Here is a 21,343-nt window from a genome sequence, read left to right as displayed (position 1 = left end):
ATTTACCTACTATTTCCCCGGCGGTACACTTAGTTTTAATTCAGGCATTTTCCCACTTGAAAGAAACATCTTCCTGCTGAGCTTTTTGAGGAGCGTAGGAATGAAGCAATTGGACGCAGCAAAGGGCGATTGAGTAACAAGATTCATGCGATCGCGTGGATGCGTTGGGCAATCCGTTGGAGTTTCACCTCACCCCCCGACAAACTGGTGACGCGAGCAGGAGGCGACCAACTGCAGCCATTACTGGTGGCGGATACACTGCTGGCTAACAAGGGCTATGATCCAGATCAGCGTGTGATTGACCGCCTCAATGTCGAGGGGAAGATCACCGTCATTTCACCTCGCCGCAATTGCAAGACCCTGGAAACTTACGATGCTCAATTGTACAAAGCCGGTCATTTGATTGAGAACTTTTTCCCCAAGCTCAAGCAGTATCAGGCAATCGCCACGCGCTATCACCCTAGGGCTGTGAACTTTCCGGCGTGCGATTCTTCTGGCTGCTGCCGTCATCGGGTTGAATTGATGACACCCCCCCTAAATTAACTTGACAGTGCCGTAAACTAATATGCCTGACCTCTTGAGCACCTTCTTTTCTAATAATTTCATTCCTCACGGGCATTGTTACCTCTGGAAACCGGGGTTAGTCTGGCTGCACTTAACGTCCGATGCCTTGACTACCCTCGCTTATTACTCGGTGGCGTTTGCCATTGTTTACTTTACGAATGAGCGTAAGGATCTGCCTGCTCACACCGTGATGCTGCTGGTGGGTTTCTTTTTTATCTTTGCCTTATGTGGCACGACGCACCTAATGGGAATAGTGACACTTTGGCACCCCATTTATTGGGTTTCAGGACTGATCAAAGCTCTCACTGGTGTTTGGTCTTTCTATACGTTCACCTTTTTACTGATTCCCTTAATTCCAGTGGCGCTTGATGCGCCAAGTCCAGCTCAACTCGCCCTTACAAACCAGGAACTAGAAGAGAGTCGCCGCCGTATCCAGGCGATTAATGTGGAACTAGAGCAACGGGTGCAGGAACGCACAGCCCAACTGGAAGCTTCTAATCGCACCAAAGACGAATTATTGATGCGTGAACAAGTAATTCGGGCAGAGGCAGAGGCCGCCAACCGTGCCAAGGATGAGTTTCTCTCGATTCTTTCTCATGAACTCAGAACTCCTCTCAACGCGATCTTAGGATGGTCAACGATGTTACGGCAAAAAAACCTGAGTGAGGATAAGGTGGCGCGGGCTTTGGAGACGATCGAGCGAAACGCAAAGTCTCAAGCCCAGCTCATCGAAGACATCCTCGATGTTTCTCGCATCATCACAGGTAAACTGCGCCTCCGAGTCCGGCCTGTCAACCTCGTGCCGGTGATTGAATCGGCGATTGAGTCTGTACAATTGGCGGCTGAGGCAAAGTCTATTCGCCTGCAAAGCGTGCTCGATTCTGAAGCTGGCCCGCTCTTGGGTGATGCCGATAGGTTGCAGCAAGTTGTGTGGAATCTACTTTCTAATGCCCTCAAATTTACCCCTAAAGACGGGCGAGTCCAGATTCGTTTGCAGCGGGTTAATTCCCATGTTGAAATTACTGTCAGCGACACTGGGGCAGGCATCAGCTCGGACTTTCTACCGTTTGTCTTCGATCGCTTCAGCCAGCACGACAGCACGACTACTCGCAGTTATGGGGGGTTGGGTTTAGGGTTAGCCATTGTGCGTCAATTAGTTGAATTACATGGCGGGACTGTAACGGTAGTGAGTCCAGGGATAGGACAGGGGACGACTTTTACAGTCAAACTGCCGGTGATGATTATCCATCTACCACCGAGCGATCCAGAGCCATTAAACTCGATCGTCGAGGCGAATGGGAGGTTTCAGGCCTCGCCCACCCTTGAAGGCTTACAAATCTTAGTGGTAGAGGACGAGGCTGACGCGCTAGAGTTGCTGAGTACAATTCTGGAAAAGTATGGTGCTGATGTCATGGCTGTGGCTTCGGTCAAGGAGGCATTGACCATTATCGAAACCGCAACTGATCGCAGCCCCGATGTTTTAGTGAGCGATATTGGGATGCCGGATGAGGATGGCTACTCGCTGATCCGCAAGTTGCGTCAACTTGAAGCGCTGCAGGGCGGTAGGCTACCCGCGATCGCGCTGACGGCTTATGCCCGGAATGACGATCGTCAGCAGGCACTATTAGCAGGTTTTCAGATGCATTTGACCAAACCCGTAGATGCTGCCGAGTTAGTGGCGGTGGTGGCCAGCCTCACCGGACGTACAAGCAGGTGCTAAAACCCAGGTGTTCAAGAACAAATGTTGCGTTTGAGAATAATGGGCTTTTTGTCAGCAGCACAAACCTCTGTTAACTTGATTCAGGCAACAAGTCTACTGTATCCAGGATAGGAAGCACTCTGAGTGGTTATCGAATAGAGCCTGCATCAGTGCTAGATTCTCTAGGGTGCGAATTTCATCTTTGCCAGCGGTAAGGGCGATCGACTTTTGGGGATTGCGGTCGGGAATTAGGGCGATCGCATTGTTTGCACGATCGAGCCAAGCATTCACTCGCGGGCTGGCGAATTTTTCCCTCAACCGCTAGTTAATTTCCGACTCCGCAGCCCTGGCGAAGTGGAGCCTTACTAACTGTTCAATTGTTGGGAGCAGTCGATCGCACTCTAACATTTTTCAATTCCGTGTTTTGCAGCGCCTTTTGACATATATTAAAGCATATTTACTCTTATGAACAAAAAAATAACTCTCTGTAATGATATCTAGCGCCTTCTCAACAAACTCGGAATCAGCCGGATTGGTTGACTAAAACTATCGCCTTCAGGTTGAATTTGCAGAGTTCAACTCGATTTACAAGCGGTGCAAAATGTGAATTAAGCTGTGGAGCATTTAAACCAGTAAGGAGGCTAGTAGGGTGCGTCAGGAGTGAACCCTTACGCTGAAACGGAAAACCTTAGATGCTGACGCACCTTACGCAAGCCCTTTAAATGCCGAACAGCTTATTACTTAGGAATGAGAATTAAATAACTTCCACAAGTGTGTGGGATGGGCGTCCCGCCCGTCATGAGTGGACGGGCGGAACGCCCATCCCACAATAACAATTAAAATTGTAAGTTATTTAATTCGCGATCCTTAGAGGCTTTTCCATCATCGAACGTTATGTTAAAAAAATGAAAACAAATCTCCATCTCTCCCTATGCTTGTCCATAAACTTCAGCAACTCGTGCAGGGCCAAATTAGAGCAAAAAATTTAGGGATTAAATTTAACAGAGTTGCTAACTTTCAATTACCCGAACAATTAATTGTGCAAGGAAAACTGCATCAAGTAAACGTGCCTTTAGAGAAAGGCATGGACGGAGAATTTATAGAAGTGCTTTTAGACGACTGCTACGGAGTCGAGAAATTATCTGAATCGCTGACGACAACAATTATTGATATTGGAGCCAATGTCGGCTTATTTCCGATTGCTGCGAGGAACAGATTTCCCCAAGCCGTAATTCACGCCTACGAAGCTACTCCATACCTAGAAAATTATCTCAAACATCAATCTCAAATCGCAAATTTTACATATTTTATGGAAGCAGTAGGATGTCGAGATGGTAAAGTAGTCCTCGACATTCGGGAAGTTTCGGCAAAAACCCGATCGACAGTTAGCGAAAGCGGCGAAATACCAATGATATAATTTCGTAGGGCGATCGAGCGAATTGGTGGTAGCGTCGATTTAGCCAAATTATACTGCGAAAGTGCAGAATGGCTGTTATTTGAAGATCGAGATACTTGGCAACTTGTGCAAAACCTTTCTTTAGCATCCCGAACCTGCAACCCTCAAGGATATAGCAGATGTTGAAGAAGGAAGTTCGGCAACGGATTCGCTTTCTTCTGATGTAACGGAGCTCAGAAAGAAAGTTGGTTGTGCTGGAGTTGTGGTGATAAGTTACAGCAGAGGGAGATCAGGGTTTGGATCGCGGGCTTACAGTGGCATTTTTTTTGCGGAGTGGCATAACTACTCGGAATCCACAAATATGGCAATTCCTCAAGCGCTAGTGGGAGAGGGTAAATTAGTATTAGGTAGAGAAAAATCTACAGGAAGTATCGAAGTGCCTGTGCCATTCGGCTTGCCAGCAGGATCGGGCTGGTAAAGTTGGATACGATCGCGCCCAAGTCGTTTAGCTTGATACAGCGCTTGGTCGGCTGCTGCAATCAGAATTTCGGCTCCCGATTCAGATCCAGGAACAATACTCGCTACGCCCAGGCTGAGAGTGACGTAGGGGCTCACCTGAGAACCAGCGTGAGGCAGCTCCAAAGCTGCGATTTTGAGCTGTATGTGTTCGGCTACCAACACCGCGCCTTGAATCGCGGTATTGGGCAAAATAACGGCAAATTCTTCGCCTCCGTAGCGAGCTACTAAATCTGCTGGCCGATTGACTGCATCGGCGATCGCCGCGGCGACTTGTCGCAAACATTCGTCTCCGCCTTGATGCCCGTAAGTATCGTTGTAGCTTTTAAAAGAATCAATATCGCAGAGAATCAGGGACAGAGGCGTTTGTTCCCTGGCTTGTCTGTGCCACTCCATTTCTAAATACTGATCGAAACGGCGGCGGTTGGCTAGCTGCGTGAGTTCGTCTAAAGTTGCCAAACGCTCTAACTTGAGGTTGGCCGCTTGCAACTGCTGGTAGAGTTCTGCTTGCTTGATGGCGATCGCCAACTGGGTGGCCAGAGAAGACAGCAACTCTACTTCCAACTGCATCCACTGCCGGGGACTGCACTGGTGGGCCATCAGCAGCCCCCACAACTCGTCTCCTTGCACTAAAGGCACAACCAAATAAGCTCTCACCGCGAATTGTGCGAGCAAGTCAATTTGATATTGTGGCAAATCTGCAGCCAAGATATCGGCGATCGGTCGGATCGCTCGATGTTGGTACGCTTCGAGATAAAACTGGTCAAAACAGAAATTTTCCAGGGTTTCCCCCAACATCGGCTGGCAGTTGGCAGCTACAGATTCCACTGTCACCGCCCCCGTCGCCGGGCCGGCGCCGAAACTGCCGGTACAGGTGTTAAAGCGGACGATCATCACTCGATCGGCCTGAAGGAACTGACGCACTTCTGTCACTGTTGTGCGGAGCACTTCGCCCAAATCCAGAGACTGGCGGATGTGCTGAGTAATCGTCGCCATCAGCAGTTCTCGTTCGTTCTGCTGCCGCAGCGTCTCTTCTGCCCGCTTGTACTCAGTGATATCTTGAGCGGTGCCGAAAATTTGTTTGGGACAGCCGTCGGCTGTGCGGGCGAAAACTTGGTCGCGGCAGCGAAACCAGCGCCATTGGCCCGATCGATGTTTGAGCCGATATTCCAACTCCAAAATATGCCCGTCTTGAGTCGAGGGAAATTTTTTCTGGTGGGCTTTGAGCCTCGGCAAATCTTCTGGGTACACCAAACTGGAGTACAAAGCAGTTTGCATCTGTAAAATTTCTTGGGGAGTGTAGCCCAGCAATTTAGAAGCTTGACCGTTGACGTAGACGTTGCGCTGTTGGGTCAAATCGTAGATGTAGAGCAAATAAGGCGCCGCGTCAGCAATTTGCTGGATGAAATGCTGGCTCGATCGCAATTCTTCCTCCACCCGCTGACGCACTTGCACTTCTTCCACAGCTTGATCCCGCATTGTGCGGTAAGCTTGGATGCGATGGGTGAGGTCGGTCACGTCTTGAATCACCAGCAGCGCGTAGAACGATGGGGCATTGACCCCCGGCCATATTGATGACGAAACTGAGGGTGGAGATTCCCTAGACACAAAAGCACTTCTTGACGATCGGGAGCCGACAGTACCGTCTGATTCCAACTCAAGAGTATGGAGAACCCAGTCTCTAATCTCCTGTTCTTCAATGCCAGCCTCTACGGCCGGCACAGCAGTCACAGTAGTTTGCTGAATTCGCTGCTGGCCGTCTTGCCAAGTTGCCGGAATCAGGTGTTTGTGAATTTGAGAAGAAAAAATTGTTGGCGGGCCTCCTGCAAAGATTTGCTTGAAGCGAGTGGCGTACTTTAACTGACTCAGGTGAGGAAAATGGGTTGTGATCTTTGTTCCCAATATTTGGCTGCGGGAAATTTTAGTCCACTCTTCGAGACAAGTGTTCCAAAACAGCACCACAAAATCATCTTGCAGCAAGCAGGCGCCGACTGGTACGCTGTCGAGAACCCCAAACTTTTCCTTAATACTTTTGCTCTCCTCAATCATAGACCCCCGGCAAGTTGATTGATAGCAGTCAACAAGGTGTCAAAGGAATTAACATTGAAAATAAGAATGATATCTCCTTCAATGTGAAGCCTTTCAATCATGAAACTGGTCTGGGCTAATAAAACAACTGTATCAGTAGCTAAACCGCCAGATATCAGCAAACTAGCAATCGTCCCTTCGCTATAAGTGGGAATTGAATAGTTCAGGCGCTGCTGAAGTACGTTGCTGATTGCACCCATGACCCCATTAATTACAATATTTCCCACTTCACTTAGCGTACCAATTTTGACTGAATCGAGATCCTGAGTTCCAGCTTCTTCCCCTGTCAGCATTGTCACCAGCAGGGCAGCGCTGTTTGTGGGAAAGACTAGCTGGGCAATGCCTCCAAAGGAGCCTGTGAATTTGAGCTGGACAGCGGCGATTTGCTCGCCGTTGAGGTGTTGCTCTAACTCTTCTGCCACGTCGATGGGAGTCAGAATCTGAAGGTAGGGAATTTGCAAGCGAATCGGGGAGTCGATCATGTCGTTCAAAACCCCTGCGGCTTGACCGATCCCGATGTTGACGAGTTCTTGCAAAGCATCGAGCTGTCGAGTGCTTAATTTCATTGGGTGTTCTCCTCGCTGACACTGAGAGCTTTTTTGATCCACCCGATTAGTTCGTCTGAGTTGGGCATTTTGTGAATGACTGCTAGGGCTCCGAGTTCCATGCACTCGGAGCGTGTGCTGGCTTGGATGTCTGCGGTAATGACGATCACTGGAATTTTATATCCTCGATCGCGCATGGCTTGCAGGACTTCCCTACCTTCCATTTCCGGCATCAGCAAATCCAAGAGCATACAGTTTGGGGTTTTAGTGCCGAGCAGTTCTAGAGCTTCTGGGCCGCTGGATGCTTCCCAAGTCTCGTATCCTTCTGCTCGCAGGATTTTGCAGATTACCCTGCGAGTCAACCACGAATCTTCGACAACGAGAATTGATGTCACTACGTTCTCCTCCTTCTATTGTTTAGGACTGACCGGCGTTGCAGGTACTGCTTTTATCTTGACAGTAATTTAAAGTGCTGAGACGGTGTGCGATCGAGCTTCACTTGCAATTCCTGTTCTTAAAAACTAACGCATTAATGTATTGGATAGTTTAGTATCTTGGACTATGTGAAGAAAAAACCCGGTTTCTGAATGAAACCAGGTTTGCGGGATCTCTATTGCTCCTAACATGGGCGCTCAATTATAGATTACCAAACGCTTCCGGAGGGACTCTACTCGCTGTTTGGCCGTGGTATTGTCTGGCTCGCAGGCGAGAGCTTGTTCGTAGATTTCCAAGGCTTGAGCTGTTAATTTTTTGCGCTCGTAGGCGTGACCCAGATTATTGAGAGATGTAACGTATTCTGGCTGCAACTTCAGGGCTTCTTTGTAGTTGCGGATGGCGATGTCGTACTGTTCTTGGCCAAAGTGTGCAAAACCGAGGGCGTTGTAGATAACAGCTTGATTTTCTTCGCCTTCTAAGTCTTTGGCTTTCAGGGCTTTTTGAAACAGTACGATCGCCTGGGAGTAAAGCTTCTTATCTAGATAGATACTTCCTAATTCGTAGTATTCCTGCGCTGTTCCTTTTTCTACGGTCAGCTTATTTTCTAAGCGTTCCAGAGACATTTCCAGCTTCCGAGTTTTGAGAATCTGGCGCACCACAAACCAGGAAGTGCTGCCGAGTATAGCGAGCAGGACTGACAAGTAAATAATGAGCAAATTACTATCCATGTTTTTCTTAAAATTAGGTAGGTCTGTGGAAGGTTTTATTTATTTTAAGGCAGTAGAAATCTCTGATATCTGCCTCTGCAACTGTATAAAAAACAACGAAATAGCGATCGACTGGCCCGATCGCGATTTCTGAAAAAGCAAGAGTCCAGAAGTAAGAACAAAGAAGGAAAGTTTGTCTCAACCTCCTAAATTTATCAGGAGTTTTCCTTCTCTGGCAGACCGTTAAATCTTTCTTACTTCTGCTTTCTGCCTTCTGAAAATCAAGCTAACTTTCAGCCTCCGGCTCGATTAGCCATTTCCACGACTTTACCGAATGTTGCCGGGTCAATGATCGCCATTTGTGCCAGCATTTTGCGGTTGATTTCGATGTTGGCTTTTTTCATGTTGCCGATCAGTCTGCTGTAGCTCGTGCCGTGCTGGCGCGATGCAGCATTGATCCGAGCAATCCACAGGCGGCGGAAATCGCGTTTGCGTTTTTTGCGATCGCGATAACCGTTACGCAGGGCCTGCATCACCCGTTGGTTAGCTGTGCGGAACTGTTTCGACTGTGCGCCTCGGAAACCCTTGGCTAATTTGAGAATTTTTTTGCGGCGCGCTCTGGCGACATTACCGCGTTTTACCCGTGTCATCTTTAATTTCCGTTAAACTTTACAAGTATGGAAGCATTAACCGCACGTTAGCGTCGTTGGTCTCGTCGATGACGACCAGCTTAGAGAGACGGCTTTTGCGAGCTGAACTTTTGTGCTGTAGCAAGTGGCTTTTGTAAGCTTTGCGGCGCACAATTTTACCGCTGCCGGTCGCTCTAAAGCGCTTTGCGGCTGCTTTGCGAGTTTTGAGTTTTGGCATGGACTGGTGTTATTTGGACACAAGCTTCAACCGTATCACATTTGTGGTACTTTCTGCAAGGGAGATTTGCGGGTTGGGGGCGGCACTGTATTTACTGCGATATACAGGAGGGGCGATCGGGCGATCGGCTAATCTTGTGGTTGTTTGCTGCATAACAAATAGTATAAAATGTTATACTGCCGTTGCGGTATCATAAAGCCTTATCAACAGAGTTAATATTTGAAAGCTGTTCGTGAGGCAGGATAATTAAATTGAATATCCAACCTTAATTATTGATTCGGGCGCTTACATATCCCATGGAAAAAATCCCTGGAAAATATCCATTGCTCAGTAATGACAACTTCAACGGACATTACTTTGCTAATTATAGCGGTTCTGGGGTAAATGAGGTACACAATTCCACTAAAAAAGCTTGATAACACAGGGTTTTGGCGTACTCCATCTTTCTGAGAAAGGCTATATGTCATAAATGTACTGGCGAAATCAATAAGTGCTTAATTGGAATTACCCGAAATATAGCGTAAAAGCTTCAGCCGGGAAAGATTCTTGGGCAAAAGTTCCTTGGATAGCAATATTTAACAACCTTGTAACTGAGAGTTTCCAGTCGTGGTTTTACGGGAGCATCTCATATTTGTAAAAACACTTCTTCTGGCTGCTTCCTTCTGACTCTTTCCTCCTGCCTCCTGCTCCGCAGCAAGAGAGCCTCAAAACTCCAATTTCTAGCTTAGCTGCTTTCATTGAGATGCTCCCGGTTTTACTGTGTTTATTTCGCGCCTACTTCTCGGAAATTTATCCTTCTCTCAATCAAGGAATAGCAGATCAAAGAAATACAGCATATTCCATGTATATGTAGTACACACAAGAAGAGAGACGCGAGTAAGGTGCAGATACACCCGTCAATCTACAATCTTTATCAAATATGAAGCAGATCCGCACCCTACCGATTAACACCACATAAGGAATGAGAATTAAATAACTACCACTCTTGAAAGTGGGATGGGCCTAAGAGCCCGTCCTTTTTGGACGGGCTCTTAGGCCCATCCCACAATAACAATTAAAATTGTAAGTTATTTAATTCCCGATCCTAAGCCTCGTTACTCGTTTAAATGCTCCACAGCTTAGGGGATGTCGCTCACCCGATGCGACCATCCTTATGATTAGGGGTTACTATGGCATTTGAGCAAGACTTAAGTGTCAAATAATTTGCTAAACTTATCCATAGTTAATCGCCGAGAGAAAGTTCTATGTGGAAAGTGGCAGAATTCGCAAAATTAGTGGGAGTCTCAAGCTCTACGTTACGGCGCTGGGAAAAGGAAGGCAAGTTAATCCCTGAGAGGACACTGGGTAACCAGCGTGTTTATTCAGAAAGTCACCTAAATATAGTCCGGAACCTCAAAACCGGTAAAACGCCACCCCATCGGGTGATCGTATATTGTCGCGTCTCGTCCACTGGACAAAAACAAGACTTACTTCGTCAGACACAAGCTATGGAACAATTCTGCTTGGCGCAAGGAGTTGCTATCACAGACTCCATTCAGGAGATTGGGGGTGGACTTAATTTCAAACGTCCCAAATTTCTGCAAATCTTACAATGGGCGATGCTGGGCGATGTTAGGGTATTGTACGTGGCCCATAAAGATCGCCTGTGCCGATTTGGTTTTGAACTTGTCGAGCAAATTCTAGAGTGGAATGGCGGGACAATTATCGTCGCCAACGCCGAAAGCCTTTCACCGCATGAAGAATTGACTCAAGACTTGCTTTCCATAATCCACTGTTTTTCTTCCCGCCTCTACGGACTGCGGAAATACAAAGCTAAAGTTAAGAATATTGTAGAGGGTATAGATCCTTGTTCGGATTCCTCTATAGTGAATCAAGTAAGCAGCTCCAAGTAAGTTTAACTATATTTGGCGTCAAACTATCGCTAAAATTGAATAACAATGAAGCAACCTTGGTGGCCAAACACCTAGGATTTTGGCACGTAGTATTTAATTGTGGATTAAGCCGGAGAACCCAAATGTATAGCGATGGGAAGCTTTCTGACTCCAAGGTACTCAACCAAGTCAAAAAAATTCTCACCAACCACGTCAAGAAACAGCCTAAATTCGTTTGGATGAACCAGTTGTATAGTCGAGTTTATCAAAATGCTTTGATTGACTTGAAAGATGCGTTTAGTCGATATCGTTCGGGGAAAGCAGGTTATCCAAAATTCGCTAAGCTGTGGAGCATTTAAACCATTAACGATCCAGGTAAGGTGCGCCATTCGCGAACACTTACTATACATGGGAAACGCTTATTGACGCTGGGCCCCCTACTATCCTCCTTTAAAGATCGAACAGCTTAGCCTCCGGGGAGGTATTGAAGTTGGATATAGTAGTGAACTCTCAATACAAACCTTTCGGGATTTTCGGGATTGGGAATTAGACGCGGATTTTTGCAATCTACTAGCAAATCGAAAGTGTCTAACACAGTGTGACCGATGATTATGATATCGCCTAAAACCATTACCGCATCAATCGTTTCGCGCCCTTGCATTTCAATGATAATCGGCCCAGTAAAACCCACTGTTTCTTGTCGGCCATCAGCATATTTTGCTATTTCCTGACCACCCATTTCAAAGGTGGTAGTTGCCACGTGATTTATCCGTGGAATCAATCCCAAATCGAAAATCGAAAATCAGAAGAGCCCCCGCATTTATCTGTGGGGTCGCCTCTAAAATCTAAAATCTAAAATCTAAAATCGATTGACTCCTAATTCTTAAACCCAGGTGTTCGCAGACTTCTACAGGAATAGCTGTGCGTACCGTACCAGTATCTATGAGTGCTTCTGCTTCGTACACGCGCAACAGATTTGGATTGAGCAATCCTCTCTTGACTAACTCTGCATCAAAGGCATTCGTTAGCTTGACTTTGACTCGAACTGCACCCATATTTTTGCGGGATTGAGTTTGAGCGCGATCGAGATTTATCATATCGCCTCTTTTCGTCTAGAAAGTCTACCTTTGATTCTAGCCCTAATTGATGGTTGTAAGGTTCGCAATGCACACCCTACAAGTAGAGTTTGTACGTAAGTCTTACAGCGTATTTCTGGTTTAGGAAGTGCAGTAGGGACAAAGGCTTTCGCCGTATCCCTACGGGGTTCTATCACTCTTGTGGGGAGTAGGGGTTGGGCCTAAGAGCCCGCCCTAAACATACAAGTTAAATGCACAACAGCTTACTCATCTTCTGCATAGATAAACCGATACAATTCGCTAGGATCTGGTTCAGCGCTTTTCTCAGCAAAATCCACTGCATCGTCAATTACTGCTTGAATCTTACGATCGATCTCTTTCAATTCTTCAGCCGTTGCCAAAGTTCGATCGATCAACTCAGCAGCCAACTTCTTAATCGGATCGCGGGGGAACCAATATTCCTTCTCTTCCTTAGAACGCAACTCATCAGGATCGGCCAAAGAATGGCCGCGAAAGCGATAAGTCAAAGCCTCAATCAAAGTCGGCCCCTCGCCGGCCCGCGCCCGCGCCACAGCTTCCTTCGCCACTTCCCGCACCGCCAAAACATCCATCCCATCAACCTCAAAACCAGCCATGCCAAAAGCATGAGCCTTCTTGTAAATCAGCGGGTCAGAAGTAGCTCGCTCGTGGGCCATCCCGATCGCCCATTTGTTGTTTTCCACAACATAAATAATCGGCAACTTCCACAAAGCCGCCATATTCAAACACTCAAAAAACTGCCCGTTATTTGCAGCACCATCGCCAAAAAAACAAGCAGTCACGCCATCGGAACTCTCATCCCCCAAAGCTTCGCGCCGGTACTTCGATTGAAAAGCCGCCCCGGTAGCTACAGGAATCCCCTCAGCCACAAAAGCATAACCTCCCAACAGTCGGTGTTCTGCCGAAAACATGTGCATCGAACCGCCGCGGCCCTTCGAGCAACCAGTTTCCTTCCCGAACAACTCCGCCATTACCTCCCGCGCCGGCACGCCCGCGCTCAAAGCGTGAACGTGATCGCGGTAGGTGCTGCTAACGTAATCGGTGTCATCCCGGCGCATCGATCGAATCACGCCAGTAGACACAGCTTCCTGACCGTTGTACAAGTGGACAAAACCAAACATTTTGCCCCGGTAGTACATCTCAGCACACTTGTCCTCAAAATAGCGCCCCAAGACCATATCCTCGTAGAGCATCAAGCCCTCATCCCGAGAAATGGTTACGCTTTGCGCGTCAAAAACTGGTAAAGTCCGTTCCTGAACCATAAATAATTAATAGATGGCAAAAGTATAGTCATTTATTGCACAGGACATGGGAGGCGTCAAGTCCCTCCCCCTTCACTTTCACTTTGAGCGGATTAACCCGCCTCGGCTGAACTACGCAGCTCTCTATCCCATTGCTGAAGGCATTTGGGATTGCTTTTCTCAGGATGTTATACGCAGCATTAACATCAGAATTAATTAATTGACCGACTGATGTTTTGTACAAACCTCTCTTGATTCGCTTACCCTGGAACACAGGGTCTTTATCGGTTTTTCCGTAAACAGGGATTGGGTCTAGATTCAGAAAATTTGCGCGCGAAGTGTAAGATTCTTCTTGCACGATCACCTTAATCCCAACCAACCGAGTCTTGTATTCCAACATCTCAATTAATCGAGCGTGAGGAATACTGACAAAGTTTTGATTAGTTTGCTTTCCTAAATCAATCTCGGTTTTCCACTGTGCATTCTTACCAATTACTAGCGTCCCAATTTGTTTCGCTGCCAAATGGTCAACAATTAGGCGACTTGTGTGATGCAAGTAATTATTGACTTTTTGGTGGATCCAGCGAGTTAAGCGTTGAATGCGGGGTGAACTCTTGCGGCTTCCTTTCAACTGAGATTGTAACTGTGCTTTACGTTTGTTGTAGAACTGGTTGATTGATTTCAATGGTCGCCCGTTAATCAACAGAGGGATAAAACCCGGCTGATTTGAAGTTAACGCCACTAAGTTATCCAATCCTAAATCAATACTAGCTACAGAGTTGCCGTTACTAACGGTGGACTCCGGTTCATCATAAATCACCTCAATTACATAGGAATCGCATTTGGGAACCAGTCTAACTTGACAAATTTGAGCGGAATTGACTTGAGTTTTGATTAAAAGCTTCGTACCCGAAAGCTTGATAATTCCTTTTCTCAACTGTGTAGTGCTAATCGCTTGAATCGTGTAGACAAGAATGTTTCGCCCTTTAGCTTTATCTTTGTACTTCGGCAGTTTTGGGCCACCGGTGAATTTAGAGGAATCGGCTTTGTAAGCTTTGACCGCTTCAAAGAATGATTTCCAATTCTTATCCAATATCATCAAGATTTGTTGGCTAACCGATTCAGGTAAAGCCTTGTAGGCTTGATGATGCTTCATCAAACGGTTCATTTCGTTGTAGTTGATATAGCCCCATCCATAGATAAAACTCTGACGAATGACGTAGTTAGCGGCATTGTAGAGATTTTTGGATTTAAAAGCTAATTCATCAATCAGTGGGAAACGGTGTTCCGTAGATTTAATGATATGTCGTTCTGTTAGTTGCATCCAGACTCTCCATTCGTAACGAGCGAAAAAATTTCATTTAACTCTCGTGACTATATAATAGTCCTATTGTTTATTGATGCTTACCATCTTAATGAAGTTTTATAATACCCGACGATCGGTTTCCTAGACATCTAAATTTAAACCCACATCTTGCACCATTCTCCAGAACAGGCAAGATGCCTGTTCCACAAAGAATAGATTTTCTTGTGGAACGGGCCGGAGAACCCGTTCATAAAAGGCTTATTCACAATGGTGCAACATCTCAGTTTAAACCCAGATGGGACACAACCGCAGCCGAAAACGATCGCACCTTGACTCCGCAGCAGTTCACCAATTGTTAAAATGAGTTTGGCCATCGGGGCGGATTGCCGGGACTCGGAGAACAAACTCCCATCTAAACCCCATGCACACGAATGATATAATTCCATTACTCTCAAACCCGAAAATGCTCAAGAGTCAAACTACTCATTTAGCTGACGGGCCATGGGCCTTTGCATTTTCCTCACTGTAAAACGCCCTAGAGGGAAAAAAATCAGAGTATCTCTACGGCAAGTCCAACATACCGTGAATGGGGCGGTTGGAAGCCAACACCAGAATTTTTGATTTGGTTTGCGGGAGTATGTCACTTAAGATAGGCTAATTCAGTTGCTAGCGCTTTGGGGAAGTGGACAGTTCTTTAACTTATGTTAATTCCACTAGATTACTACCGGATTTTGGGTCTACCGATTCAAGCTACTGCCGAACAGTTGCAGCAGGCTCACCGCGATCGAACTTTACAGCTTCCGCGCCGGGAGTATTCCGAAGTTGCGATCGTCGCCCGCAAACAACTGCTCGATGAAGCCTGCGCCGTTCTGTCAGACTCAGAGGGGCGCAAAGCTTACGATGCCAGTTTTTTAGCCAAAACTTACGATCGAGAGTCGGAAGCGGCACAGGAAGCCAAGCACCAGAGGTCAAAAACCTCAGCAGGCCCGGCCACCTTCCTGCAAGACGCAGGAGAAACCGTTCCGGCAGAGTCCAAGGCTTTAGAGGCTGCTCCCGACCCCCACACTCCAAGTATTGAAATCGATGACAACCAATTCGTAGGAGCCCTGCTCATACTGCAAGAACTGGGAGAATACGAACTCGTACAGAAGCTGGGTCGCCCGTATCTTAACAATGGCAGCATCGCGATCGCAGAAGGTCGTTTCGGCGACCCGCAGCTCGTGAGGCCAGATATAGTTTTAACCGTCAGCCTTGCCTGTCTAGAACTCGGCCGCGAACAGTGGCAGCAAGGTCAGTACGAAAATGCCGCAAAATCATTAGAAGCAGGTCAAGAATTGCTGCTGCGCGAAAGCCTATTTGCAAGCGTGAGGGGTGAAATGCAAGCCGACATATACAAACTCCGTCCGTACAACATTTTAGAGCTATTATCACTTCCCGAAGAAAAAGTCGCTGAGCGTCGCAAGGGACTGGAAATCCTGCGAGAAATGCTTCAAGAACGAGGCGGTATCGACGGTTCGGGAGACGATCGATCAGGTTTAGGAATAGAAGACTTCCTCCGGTTCGTGCAGCAAATGCGTAAACACCTAACTAGCAGCGAGCAGCAGGCGCTATTTGAAGCCGAAGCCGGTCGCCCCTCCGCAGTCGCCACTTACCTCTCGGTCTACACCCTGTTAGCCCAAGGATTTGCCGCCAGACAGCCATCGATGATCCGTCGGGCCAAGCTGATGCTGATGCAGCTCGGTCGCCGCCAAGACGTTCACCTGGAAAAAGCCGTCTGTTCCCTGCTGCTGGGCCAGACAGAAGAAGCCAGCAGAGCCCTCGAACTCAGTTCGGAAAAAGAACCCCTGGCCTTCATTCGCGAACATTCCCAAGATTCACCCGACTTGTTGCCCGGACTGTGCTTGTACGCCGAACACTGGCTACAAGAAGAAGTGTTTCCCCACTTCCGCGACTTGGCCAACGAGTCAGTGTCCTTGAAAGACTACTTTGCCGACCCGAAAGTACAAGCTTACCTAGAAGCTTTGCCACAAGACGCAGAAACCGCCAACGAATGGGTCGTCGTGCAGCCCCGCGCCGGCAAGCAGCCAGGGCGACTGCAACCGACAGCAGGCCGATCGCCCGCTGCCATACCCGCACAGCCACCCACAGCCAAGCAGGGAGCCAGTACGGTCACTTTGACCCCCGTACCGGGCGAGGCTTCCACCGCAGCTTCGGGAACGAAATCCCCGGCAACGGTGGCCACGCCGAGCGCTGTTGCCCCTGTCTCTCTCCCGATAGCTACAGTGCCACACCCTGCAGAATCGACTTCCAAACATCGCAGACGCCAACATTCAGGGCGCAGCGGAGCAAGTGGCAAGGGGCTAAAGGGCGATTTTGTCGATCGAGCGCGCACCAAGGCAACAGAAATTACCGCCCAAGTCAAGTCCATGCCTCCAAACAAGCTGGCTTTGCTTCTAGTGGCAGGTGTCCTGAGCCTGTTATTCCTGTGGTTAATACTCAGTCTGTTGGCTAGCGCGATGCAAGCCCTATCAGGCCCCCTCCAAGGAGAGCAAGCCCTCGTTCGCCTGGAAGAACCGCCCATAGAAATCCCTGCCTTGGCCGCAACCCCAGAACCGAGCGCCACAGGCGCAGTATCGGGAGCAATCACTGAGGAATCAGCCGGACAAATAGTTCAAAGCTGGCTATCGGCGAAAGCAGCGGCTTTGGGCCCCAATCACGCTGTCGAAGAATTAAAGCAAGTTCTCACAGAACCGGCTTTGTCTCGCTGGCAATTGATGGCGGAAGCTCAACAGCGTAACAACGCGCACCAGCGTTATGTACACAAGCTGCAAGTTAATGGAGTTACCACAAATCCGACTAATCCCGATCGCGCCCAAGTAGATGCCCAAGTAGCGGAAAAAGCCGAAGTGTTCGATCGTTCTCAACTCGTTTCTTCCCGCAATGAAAACCTGCGGGTGCGCTACGACTTGATCCGCCAAGAGGGACAGTGGCGGATTATGGATTGGCAAGTGATTAAGTAAGAAATTGGTAATTAGTAATTGGTAATTGGTAATTTCTGCTTGCTAATTACTAATTCCCAATTTCTGATTATTAGGTGAGTTTTTAATATCAAATCCGTTAGCATCGGAATAGTAAATTCGAGTTCACTGTTGACTGTTGACTGTTGACTGTTGACTGTTGAAAGTGAACAGTGAACAGTCAACATCATTCCGGTGTTACCGGAAATGATATAATTCCAAAAGCGGGAGTTTTGAAGTGCAGATTATTGTTGAAGGCTGGCGTTTTATTTATCATTCCTATTGCGTAGTCAATCAATTTCAACTGCTGGAAATGCTCGATCGCCCGCGAGGACAAATTGAGCTTTTCCACCGCGATATGCCCTACATAGATGCAGCTTGGGAGACGAAAATTAGTTTGTTCGATCGCCCAAATGAAACATTACTCCGCAGCGTTAAGAGTCCGGCGGTAAATCAGTCAGCCGATGTTACGCTGCGAATGTACTGCCCGTGGAACTTCTGGGCATCCAGCAGCGCCGAAACTTGGGTATTTGCAGCGACAGAATGGGGTATTATTACTCGTAGAGGATTAAGGGCGATCGGGGTTAAGTCGATCGCAGAAACTCAGATTAACTCAGAAGTAAAAATTATTACACCGTCGGCCTGGTCAAAAGCCGGCTTAATTCGCAGCGGTGTTGAGGCCGATCGCATTGCCGTCGTACCTTTGGGAGTCGATCCTAAGATTTATTATCCTGCTGCGGGCGATCGGCGTCAATCGCTGCGCGAAAGTTTCGGCTGGTCAAACTATTTTATATTTTTAAACATCGGAGGACAAACGGATCGCAAAGGTATTCGCCCTTTATTAAAAGCCTTCGCTGCGGTAGTTGACAAATATCCAGATGCGAGATTAGTTTTAAAAGGTTCTGAACTGCTTTATCCGTCGAGAGATGAGATTGCTGAAGCCAGCCGAGTTATGCTCAACGATGCCGAAAGAGCGAGGGTTTTACCGAGATTAATTTATACTGGTACCCAGCTATCTTTTGCTCAAATAGCTGAGTTTTACCAAGCAGCCGATGCTTATGTTTCTCCCTATTTGGCAGAAGGTTTTAATCTGCCGGTGTTGGAAGCTGCTGCTTGTGGTTTGCCGGTTATTTGCACGGCGGGCGGCGCTACAGATGATTTTACGCGATCGGACTTTGCACTGCGGATTGAAAGTAAATTTATGAGTGTGGTAAGTGACGGGGAAACGTTATTTATCTTAGCTCCAGAGGGGGAACATTTGATTGATTTGATGTGCAGGGCGATCGAACAGCCTGGATTGGCTGCGAAAGCGAGGGTTGCGGGCCCGGCTTTTGTGGCTGAAAATTTTACTTGGAGGCGCGTAGTCGATCGATTGCTTGAGGTTATGGGAGGAGATAAAAAGAGAGAGGAGAGGTCTATTTTTGAGCCAATAATTTTGTAGTTTGGGCGTTTCAAGCCCTAGATGGGGAAATAGGTATTTTCCGGCAAGAGTGACCAACACCAGGGCGTGCGAAAACTTTACAATTCCGTTTCAATCCCTGATAGGGTTTTAGGTTTTTTCCGGCAGTCCTAACCCGACTGCCGGAATCAGTATCACAGGTTTCAATCCCTGATAGGGTTTTAGGTTTTTTCCGGCCTTAACAAATACTCAGGAATCTTAGTTGCTTCCGTTTCAATCCCTGATAGGGTTTTAGGTTTTTTCCGGCTCAATTTCCTAGACCGTTTGACACAGAACAATTGTTTCAATCCCTGATAGGGTTTTAGGTTTTTTCCGGCTCCCTCCACTACTTGGTGATGGTATTTTTGGCTCACAGTTTCAATCCCTGATAGGGTTTTAGGTTTTTTCCGGCGCCATTAATAATGATGCAAATTTTGCTGCAACTATGTTTCAATCCCTGATAGGGTTTTAGGTTTTTTCCGGCCATTTCAAGCTCTGACTTGGTGGCAATTTCAGGAAGAGGTTTCAATCCCTGATAGGGTTTTAGGTTTTTTCCGGCGAAGCCCGGAAACTCCTAAAAGTAAATCCCTAAGTTTCAATCCCTGATAGGGTTTTAGGTTTTTTCCGGCGGCAGCGCAAGACAAGTCTAGTAAATCCTTAGCCTATGTTTCAATCCCTGATAGGGTTTTAGGTTTTTTCCGGCCCCCACATATTGATTGCTAGCGCGGCCTTTATTGTTTCAATCCCTGATAGGGTTTTAGGTTTTTTCCGGCGCTCGATTGCCCGCCCGCTACCATAATCCAAAATACACGTTTCAATCCCTGATAGGGTTTTAGGTTTTTTCCGGCATTATCCACTACACCCATAGCCGCCGACGCTTCCGCGTTTCAATCCCTGATAGGGTTTTAGGTTTTTTCCGGCCAAAGATTGTATGATACTCTCGATAAATTATTTAGTTTCAATCCCTGATAGGGTTTTAGGTTTTTTCCGGCCCGATTGAGCTTTCTCCAAAAACATCAGTAAGAGCGTTTCAATCCCTGATAGGGTTTTAGGTTTTTTCCGGCCTCTGTCAACCCCAAAGCTTCTTCAGCTTGCCGTAAAGTTTCAATCCCTGATAGGGTTTTAGGTTTTTTCCGGCCTTTCATTATTCGCGCACGTTCGGCTTCCTGACTTGTTTCAATCCCTGATAGGGTTTTAGGTTTTTTCCGGCTATCCTTACGGGCCCGATGAGTGCCGGCCTTATGGCGATCGTTTCAATCCCTGATAGGGTTTTAGGTTTTTTCCGGCCATAGCGAAAAGACTTGTTCTTTGTAAGCCAAGTAGTTTCAATCCCTGATAGGGTTTTAGGTTTTTTCCGGCGGCATTTTTCGTGCGAGTTTGCTTTTGGATGCTTACGTTTCAATCCCTGATAGGGTTTTAGGTTTTTTCCGGCTCGAAGCTCAGAGTCAACAAAAGCTTTCACTCGTTTCAATCCCTGATAGGGTTTTAGGTTTTTTCCGGCTCAGCGTTAGCTCTGGCAGGTGTCGCCAGTATTGGTTTCAATCCCTGATAGGGTTTTAGGTTTTTTCCGGCGGCGATGTGAAACGAAAATCGCCATTTTTCAAGCTCGTTTCAATCCCTGATAGGGTTTTAGGTTTTTTCCGGCAAAACACTCAACACACCAGTCGGGGAGTTGATTAGTTTCAATCCCTGATAGGGTTTTAGGTTTTTTCCGGCTTTTAGCTGGAATGCGCCTCAAAAAATCTGGTTAAGTTTCAATCCCTGATAGGGTTTTAGGTTTTTTCCGGCTTAACGGCAACAACTTTTAGGGATTTAGACTTTGTTTCAATCCCTGATAGGGTTTTAGGTTTTTTCCGGCAATTTCCACTGGTGCGAGTGGATAGATTTTTTGGGTTTCAATCCCTGATAGGGTTTTAGGTTTTTTCCGGCGGCGACACGACGGGACTAGAGCGGCGTTTAAGCGTTTCAATCCCTGATAGGGTTTTAGGTTTTTTCCGGCTCATAAAGCTGAAAGGTAAAGTTCTATTTCTATTTGTTTCAATCCCTGATAGGGTTTTAGGTTTTTTCCGGCCAAGACAACTGCTACGTATCCGCAGGTATATTTTGTTTCAATCCCTGATAGGGTTTTAGGTTTTTTCCGGCTAAGCGGTGGCTAATCCCACAAGAGGACTGACATGGTTTCAATCCCTGATAGGGTTTTAGGTTTTTTCCGGCTGAACATTTCCACTGTTCGGGGCTGATTGTTTTAGTTTCAATCCCTGATAGGGTTTTAGGTTTTTTCCGGCCGGTGATCAATCCCTGAGCAACCAATTCCCCAGCGTGTTTCAATCCCTGATAGGGTTTTAGGTTTTTTCCGGCTCCGGCATTGCCCGTCGAACAGCGTAAACCAGTTTTCCTGGGTTTCAATCCCTGATAGGGTTTTAGGTTTTTTCCGGCTAAATTAGATTACCTTTACTTATATCAATACTCCGGACAGTTTTTAAGCAGCCAGAGTACCATAAGACAAGACTGAAGGAAGGTTAGGGTGATTTAAAATCA

General features: G+C 47.1%; 21 protein-coding genes and 1 CRISPR repeat array. Of the genes, 9 read left to right on the top strand and 12 right to left on the bottom strand.

All coding sequences use genetic code 11. From position 1 onward, the window contains the following. Positions 1–129: 129 nt before the first annotated feature. Both QUB20_RS08520 and QUB20_RS08515 read left to right on the top strand, forming a co-directional pair. On the top strand, positions 130–543 hold the full coding sequence (locus tag QUB20_RS08520) for a hypothetical protein (protein WP_333248114.1): 414 nt from the start codon (positions 130–132) through the stop codon (positions 541–543). Between the two features lie 22 nt (positions 544–565). After that, the gene (locus QUB20_RS08515) at positions 566–2,284 is read left to right on the top strand and encodes an ATP-binding protein (protein ID WP_333248112.1); all 1,719 of its coding nucleotides are present in this window, start codon (positions 566–568) and stop codon (positions 2,282–2,284) included. Between the two features lie 93 nt (positions 2,285–2,377). Here QUB20_RS08515 and QUB20_RS08510 read toward each other — a convergent pair whose 3' ends face one another. Beyond that, a complete protein-coding gene (locus tag QUB20_RS08510; protein WP_333248110.1) occupies positions 2,378–2,581 on the bottom strand; it encodes a hypothetical protein in 204 nt (67 codons plus the stop codon). A gap of 613 nt (positions 2,582–3,194) precedes the next feature. Here QUB20_RS08510 and QUB20_RS08505 point away from each other — a divergent pair. Then, a complete protein-coding gene (locus tag QUB20_RS08505) occupies positions 3,195–3,680 on the top strand; it encodes a hypothetical protein (RefSeq protein WP_333248108.1) in 486 nt (161 codons plus the stop codon). A 351-nt stretch (positions 3,681–4,031) separates the two neighbouring features. On the opposite strand, the gene QUB20_RS08500 is transcribed toward QUB20_RS08505, so the two are convergent. From QUB20_RS08500 to QUB20_RS08470, 7 genes are all read right to left on the bottom strand, one after another. Continuing rightward, on the bottom strand, positions 4,032–6,224 hold the full coding sequence (locus tag QUB20_RS08500) for a diguanylate cyclase domain-containing protein (protein WP_333240023.1): 2,193 nt from the start codon (positions 6,222–6,224) through the stop codon (positions 4,032–4,034). Beyond that, positions 6,221–6,829, bottom strand: a complete 609-nt coding sequence (locus tag QUB20_RS08495; RefSeq protein WP_333053716.1) for a chemotaxis protein CheC — start codon at positions 6,827–6,829, stop codon at positions 6,221–6,223. Before QUB20_RS08495 ends, QUB20_RS08500 begins: the two co-directional genes overlap by 4 nt. Continuing rightward, a complete protein-coding gene (locus QUB20_RS08490; protein WP_333053715.1) occupies positions 6,826–7,203 on the bottom strand; it encodes a response regulator in 378 nt (125 codons plus the stop codon). Before QUB20_RS08490 ends, QUB20_RS08495 begins: the two co-directional genes overlap by 4 nt. A gap of 237 nt (positions 7,204–7,440) precedes the next feature. Next, positions 7,441–7,971, bottom strand: coding sequence for a tetratricopeptide repeat protein (locus QUB20_RS08485; protein ID WP_333231755.1), 531 nt, complete (start codon positions 7,969–7,971; stop codon positions 7,441–7,443). A gap of 272 nt (positions 7,972–8,243) precedes the next feature. Then, positions 8,244–8,600: a 50S ribosomal protein L20 gene (gene rplT, locus QUB20_RS08480; protein WP_190658174.1), complete on the bottom strand. Its 357-nt coding sequence runs from the start codon at positions 8,598–8,600 to the stop codon at positions 8,244–8,246. A gap of 19 nt (positions 8,601–8,619) precedes the next feature. Next, positions 8,620–8,817 carry a 50S ribosomal protein L35 gene (rpmI, locus tag QUB20_RS08475; RefSeq protein WP_006634164.1) on the bottom strand — a complete coding sequence of 66 codons (198 nt, stop codon included), beginning with the start codon at positions 8,815–8,817 and terminating at the stop codon, positions 8,620–8,622. 9 nt (positions 8,818–8,826) lie between these two features. Continuing rightward, positions 8,827–8,970 (bottom strand): hypothetical protein, encoded by a 144-nt coding sequence (locus tag QUB20_RS08470; RefSeq protein ID WP_333272014.1) that lies wholly within the window; start codon positions 8,968–8,970, stop codon positions 8,827–8,829. Positions 8,971–9,307: 337 nt separating this feature from the next. Here QUB20_RS08470 and QUB20_RS28655 point away from each other — a divergent pair, with 337 nt between their 5' ends. The 3 genes from QUB20_RS28655 (at position 9,308) to QUB20_RS08460 (ending at position 11,047) form a co-directional block, all read left to right on the top strand. Further along, complete coding sequence (locus QUB20_RS28655; protein ID WP_445299385.1) at positions 9,308–9,454, top strand: MrcB family domain-containing protein; 147 nt, start codon at positions 9,308–9,310, stop codon at positions 9,452–9,454. A 607-nt stretch (positions 9,455–10,061) separates the two neighbouring features. After that, positions 10,062–10,709: an IS607 family transposase gene (locus QUB20_RS08465; protein ID WP_333053712.1), complete on the top strand. Its 648-nt coding sequence runs from the start codon at positions 10,062–10,064 to the stop codon at positions 10,707–10,709. A 35-nt stretch (positions 10,710–10,744) separates the two neighbouring features. Then, positions 10,745–11,047 carry a hypothetical protein gene (locus QUB20_RS08460; RefSeq protein WP_333291289.1) on the top strand — a complete coding sequence of 101 codons (303 nt, stop codon included), beginning with the start codon at positions 10,745–10,747 and terminating at the stop codon, positions 11,045–11,047. A 107-nt stretch (positions 11,048–11,154) separates the two neighbouring features. Here the strand turns inward: QUB20_RS08460 and QUB20_RS08455 are convergent, their stop codons facing one another. The 4 genes from QUB20_RS08455 to QUB20_RS08440 all read right to left on the bottom strand — a co-directional run bounded on the left by QUB20_RS08455 (position 11,155) and on the right by QUB20_RS08440 (position 14,368). Then, a complete protein-coding gene (locus tag QUB20_RS08455; RefSeq protein WP_333248104.1) occupies positions 11,155–11,448 on the bottom strand; it encodes a hypothetical protein in 294 nt (97 codons plus the stop codon). Positions 11,449–11,533: 85 nt separating this feature from the next. Further along, the gene (locus QUB20_RS08450) at positions 11,534–11,785 is read right to left on the bottom strand and encodes a hypothetical protein (protein WP_333248102.1); all 252 of its coding nucleotides are present in this window, start codon (positions 11,783–11,785) and stop codon (positions 11,534–11,536) included. Positions 11,786–12,027: 242 nt separating this feature from the next. Further along, positions 12,028–13,065: a pyruvate dehydrogenase (acetyl-transferring) E1 component subunit alpha gene (gene pdhA / locus QUB20_RS08445; protein WP_333053708.1), complete on the bottom strand. Its 1,038-nt coding sequence runs from the start codon at positions 13,063–13,065 to the stop codon at positions 12,028–12,030. Between the two features lie 28 nt (positions 13,066–13,093). Then, the gene (locus QUB20_RS08440; RefSeq protein WP_333248100.1) at positions 13,094–14,368 is read right to left on the bottom strand and encodes a transposase; all 1,275 of its coding nucleotides are present in this window, start codon (positions 14,366–14,368) and stop codon (positions 13,094–13,096) included. Positions 14,369–14,544: 176 nt separating this feature from the next. Between QUB20_RS08440 and QUB20_RS08435 the strand changes: the two genes are divergently transcribed. From QUB20_RS08435 to QUB20_RS08425, 3 genes are all read left to right on the top strand, one after another. Continuing rightward, positions 14,545–14,709, top strand: coding sequence for a hypothetical protein (locus tag QUB20_RS08435; RefSeq protein ID WP_333240015.1), 165 nt, complete (start codon positions 14,545–14,547; stop codon positions 14,707–14,709). A gap of 342 nt (positions 14,710–15,051) precedes the next feature. Further along, a complete protein-coding gene (locus QUB20_RS08430) occupies positions 15,052–17,370 on the top strand; it encodes an IMS domain-containing protein (RefSeq protein ID WP_333248098.1) in 2,319 nt (772 codons plus the stop codon). A 235-nt stretch (positions 17,371–17,605) separates the two neighbouring features. Further along, positions 17,606–18,808, top strand: coding sequence for a glycosyltransferase family 4 protein (locus tag QUB20_RS08425; protein WP_333248095.1), 1,203 nt, complete (start codon positions 17,606–17,608; stop codon positions 18,806–18,808). Positions 18,809–18,895: 87 nt separating this feature from the next. Next, positions 18,896–21,241: a CRISPR direct-repeat array (repeat unit 37 nt; unit sequence GTTTCAATCCCTGATAGGGTTTTAGGTTTTTTCCGGC). Positions 21,242–21,343: the final 102 nt, after the last annotated feature.

The sequence above is a fragment of the Microcoleus sp. B4-C2 genome, from assembly GCF_036705265.1.
Classification (GTDB): domain Bacteria; phylum Cyanobacteriota; class Cyanobacteriia; order Cyanobacteriales; family Microcoleaceae; genus Microcoleus.
This window is presented reverse-complemented; position numbering and strand designations above follow the sequence as displayed.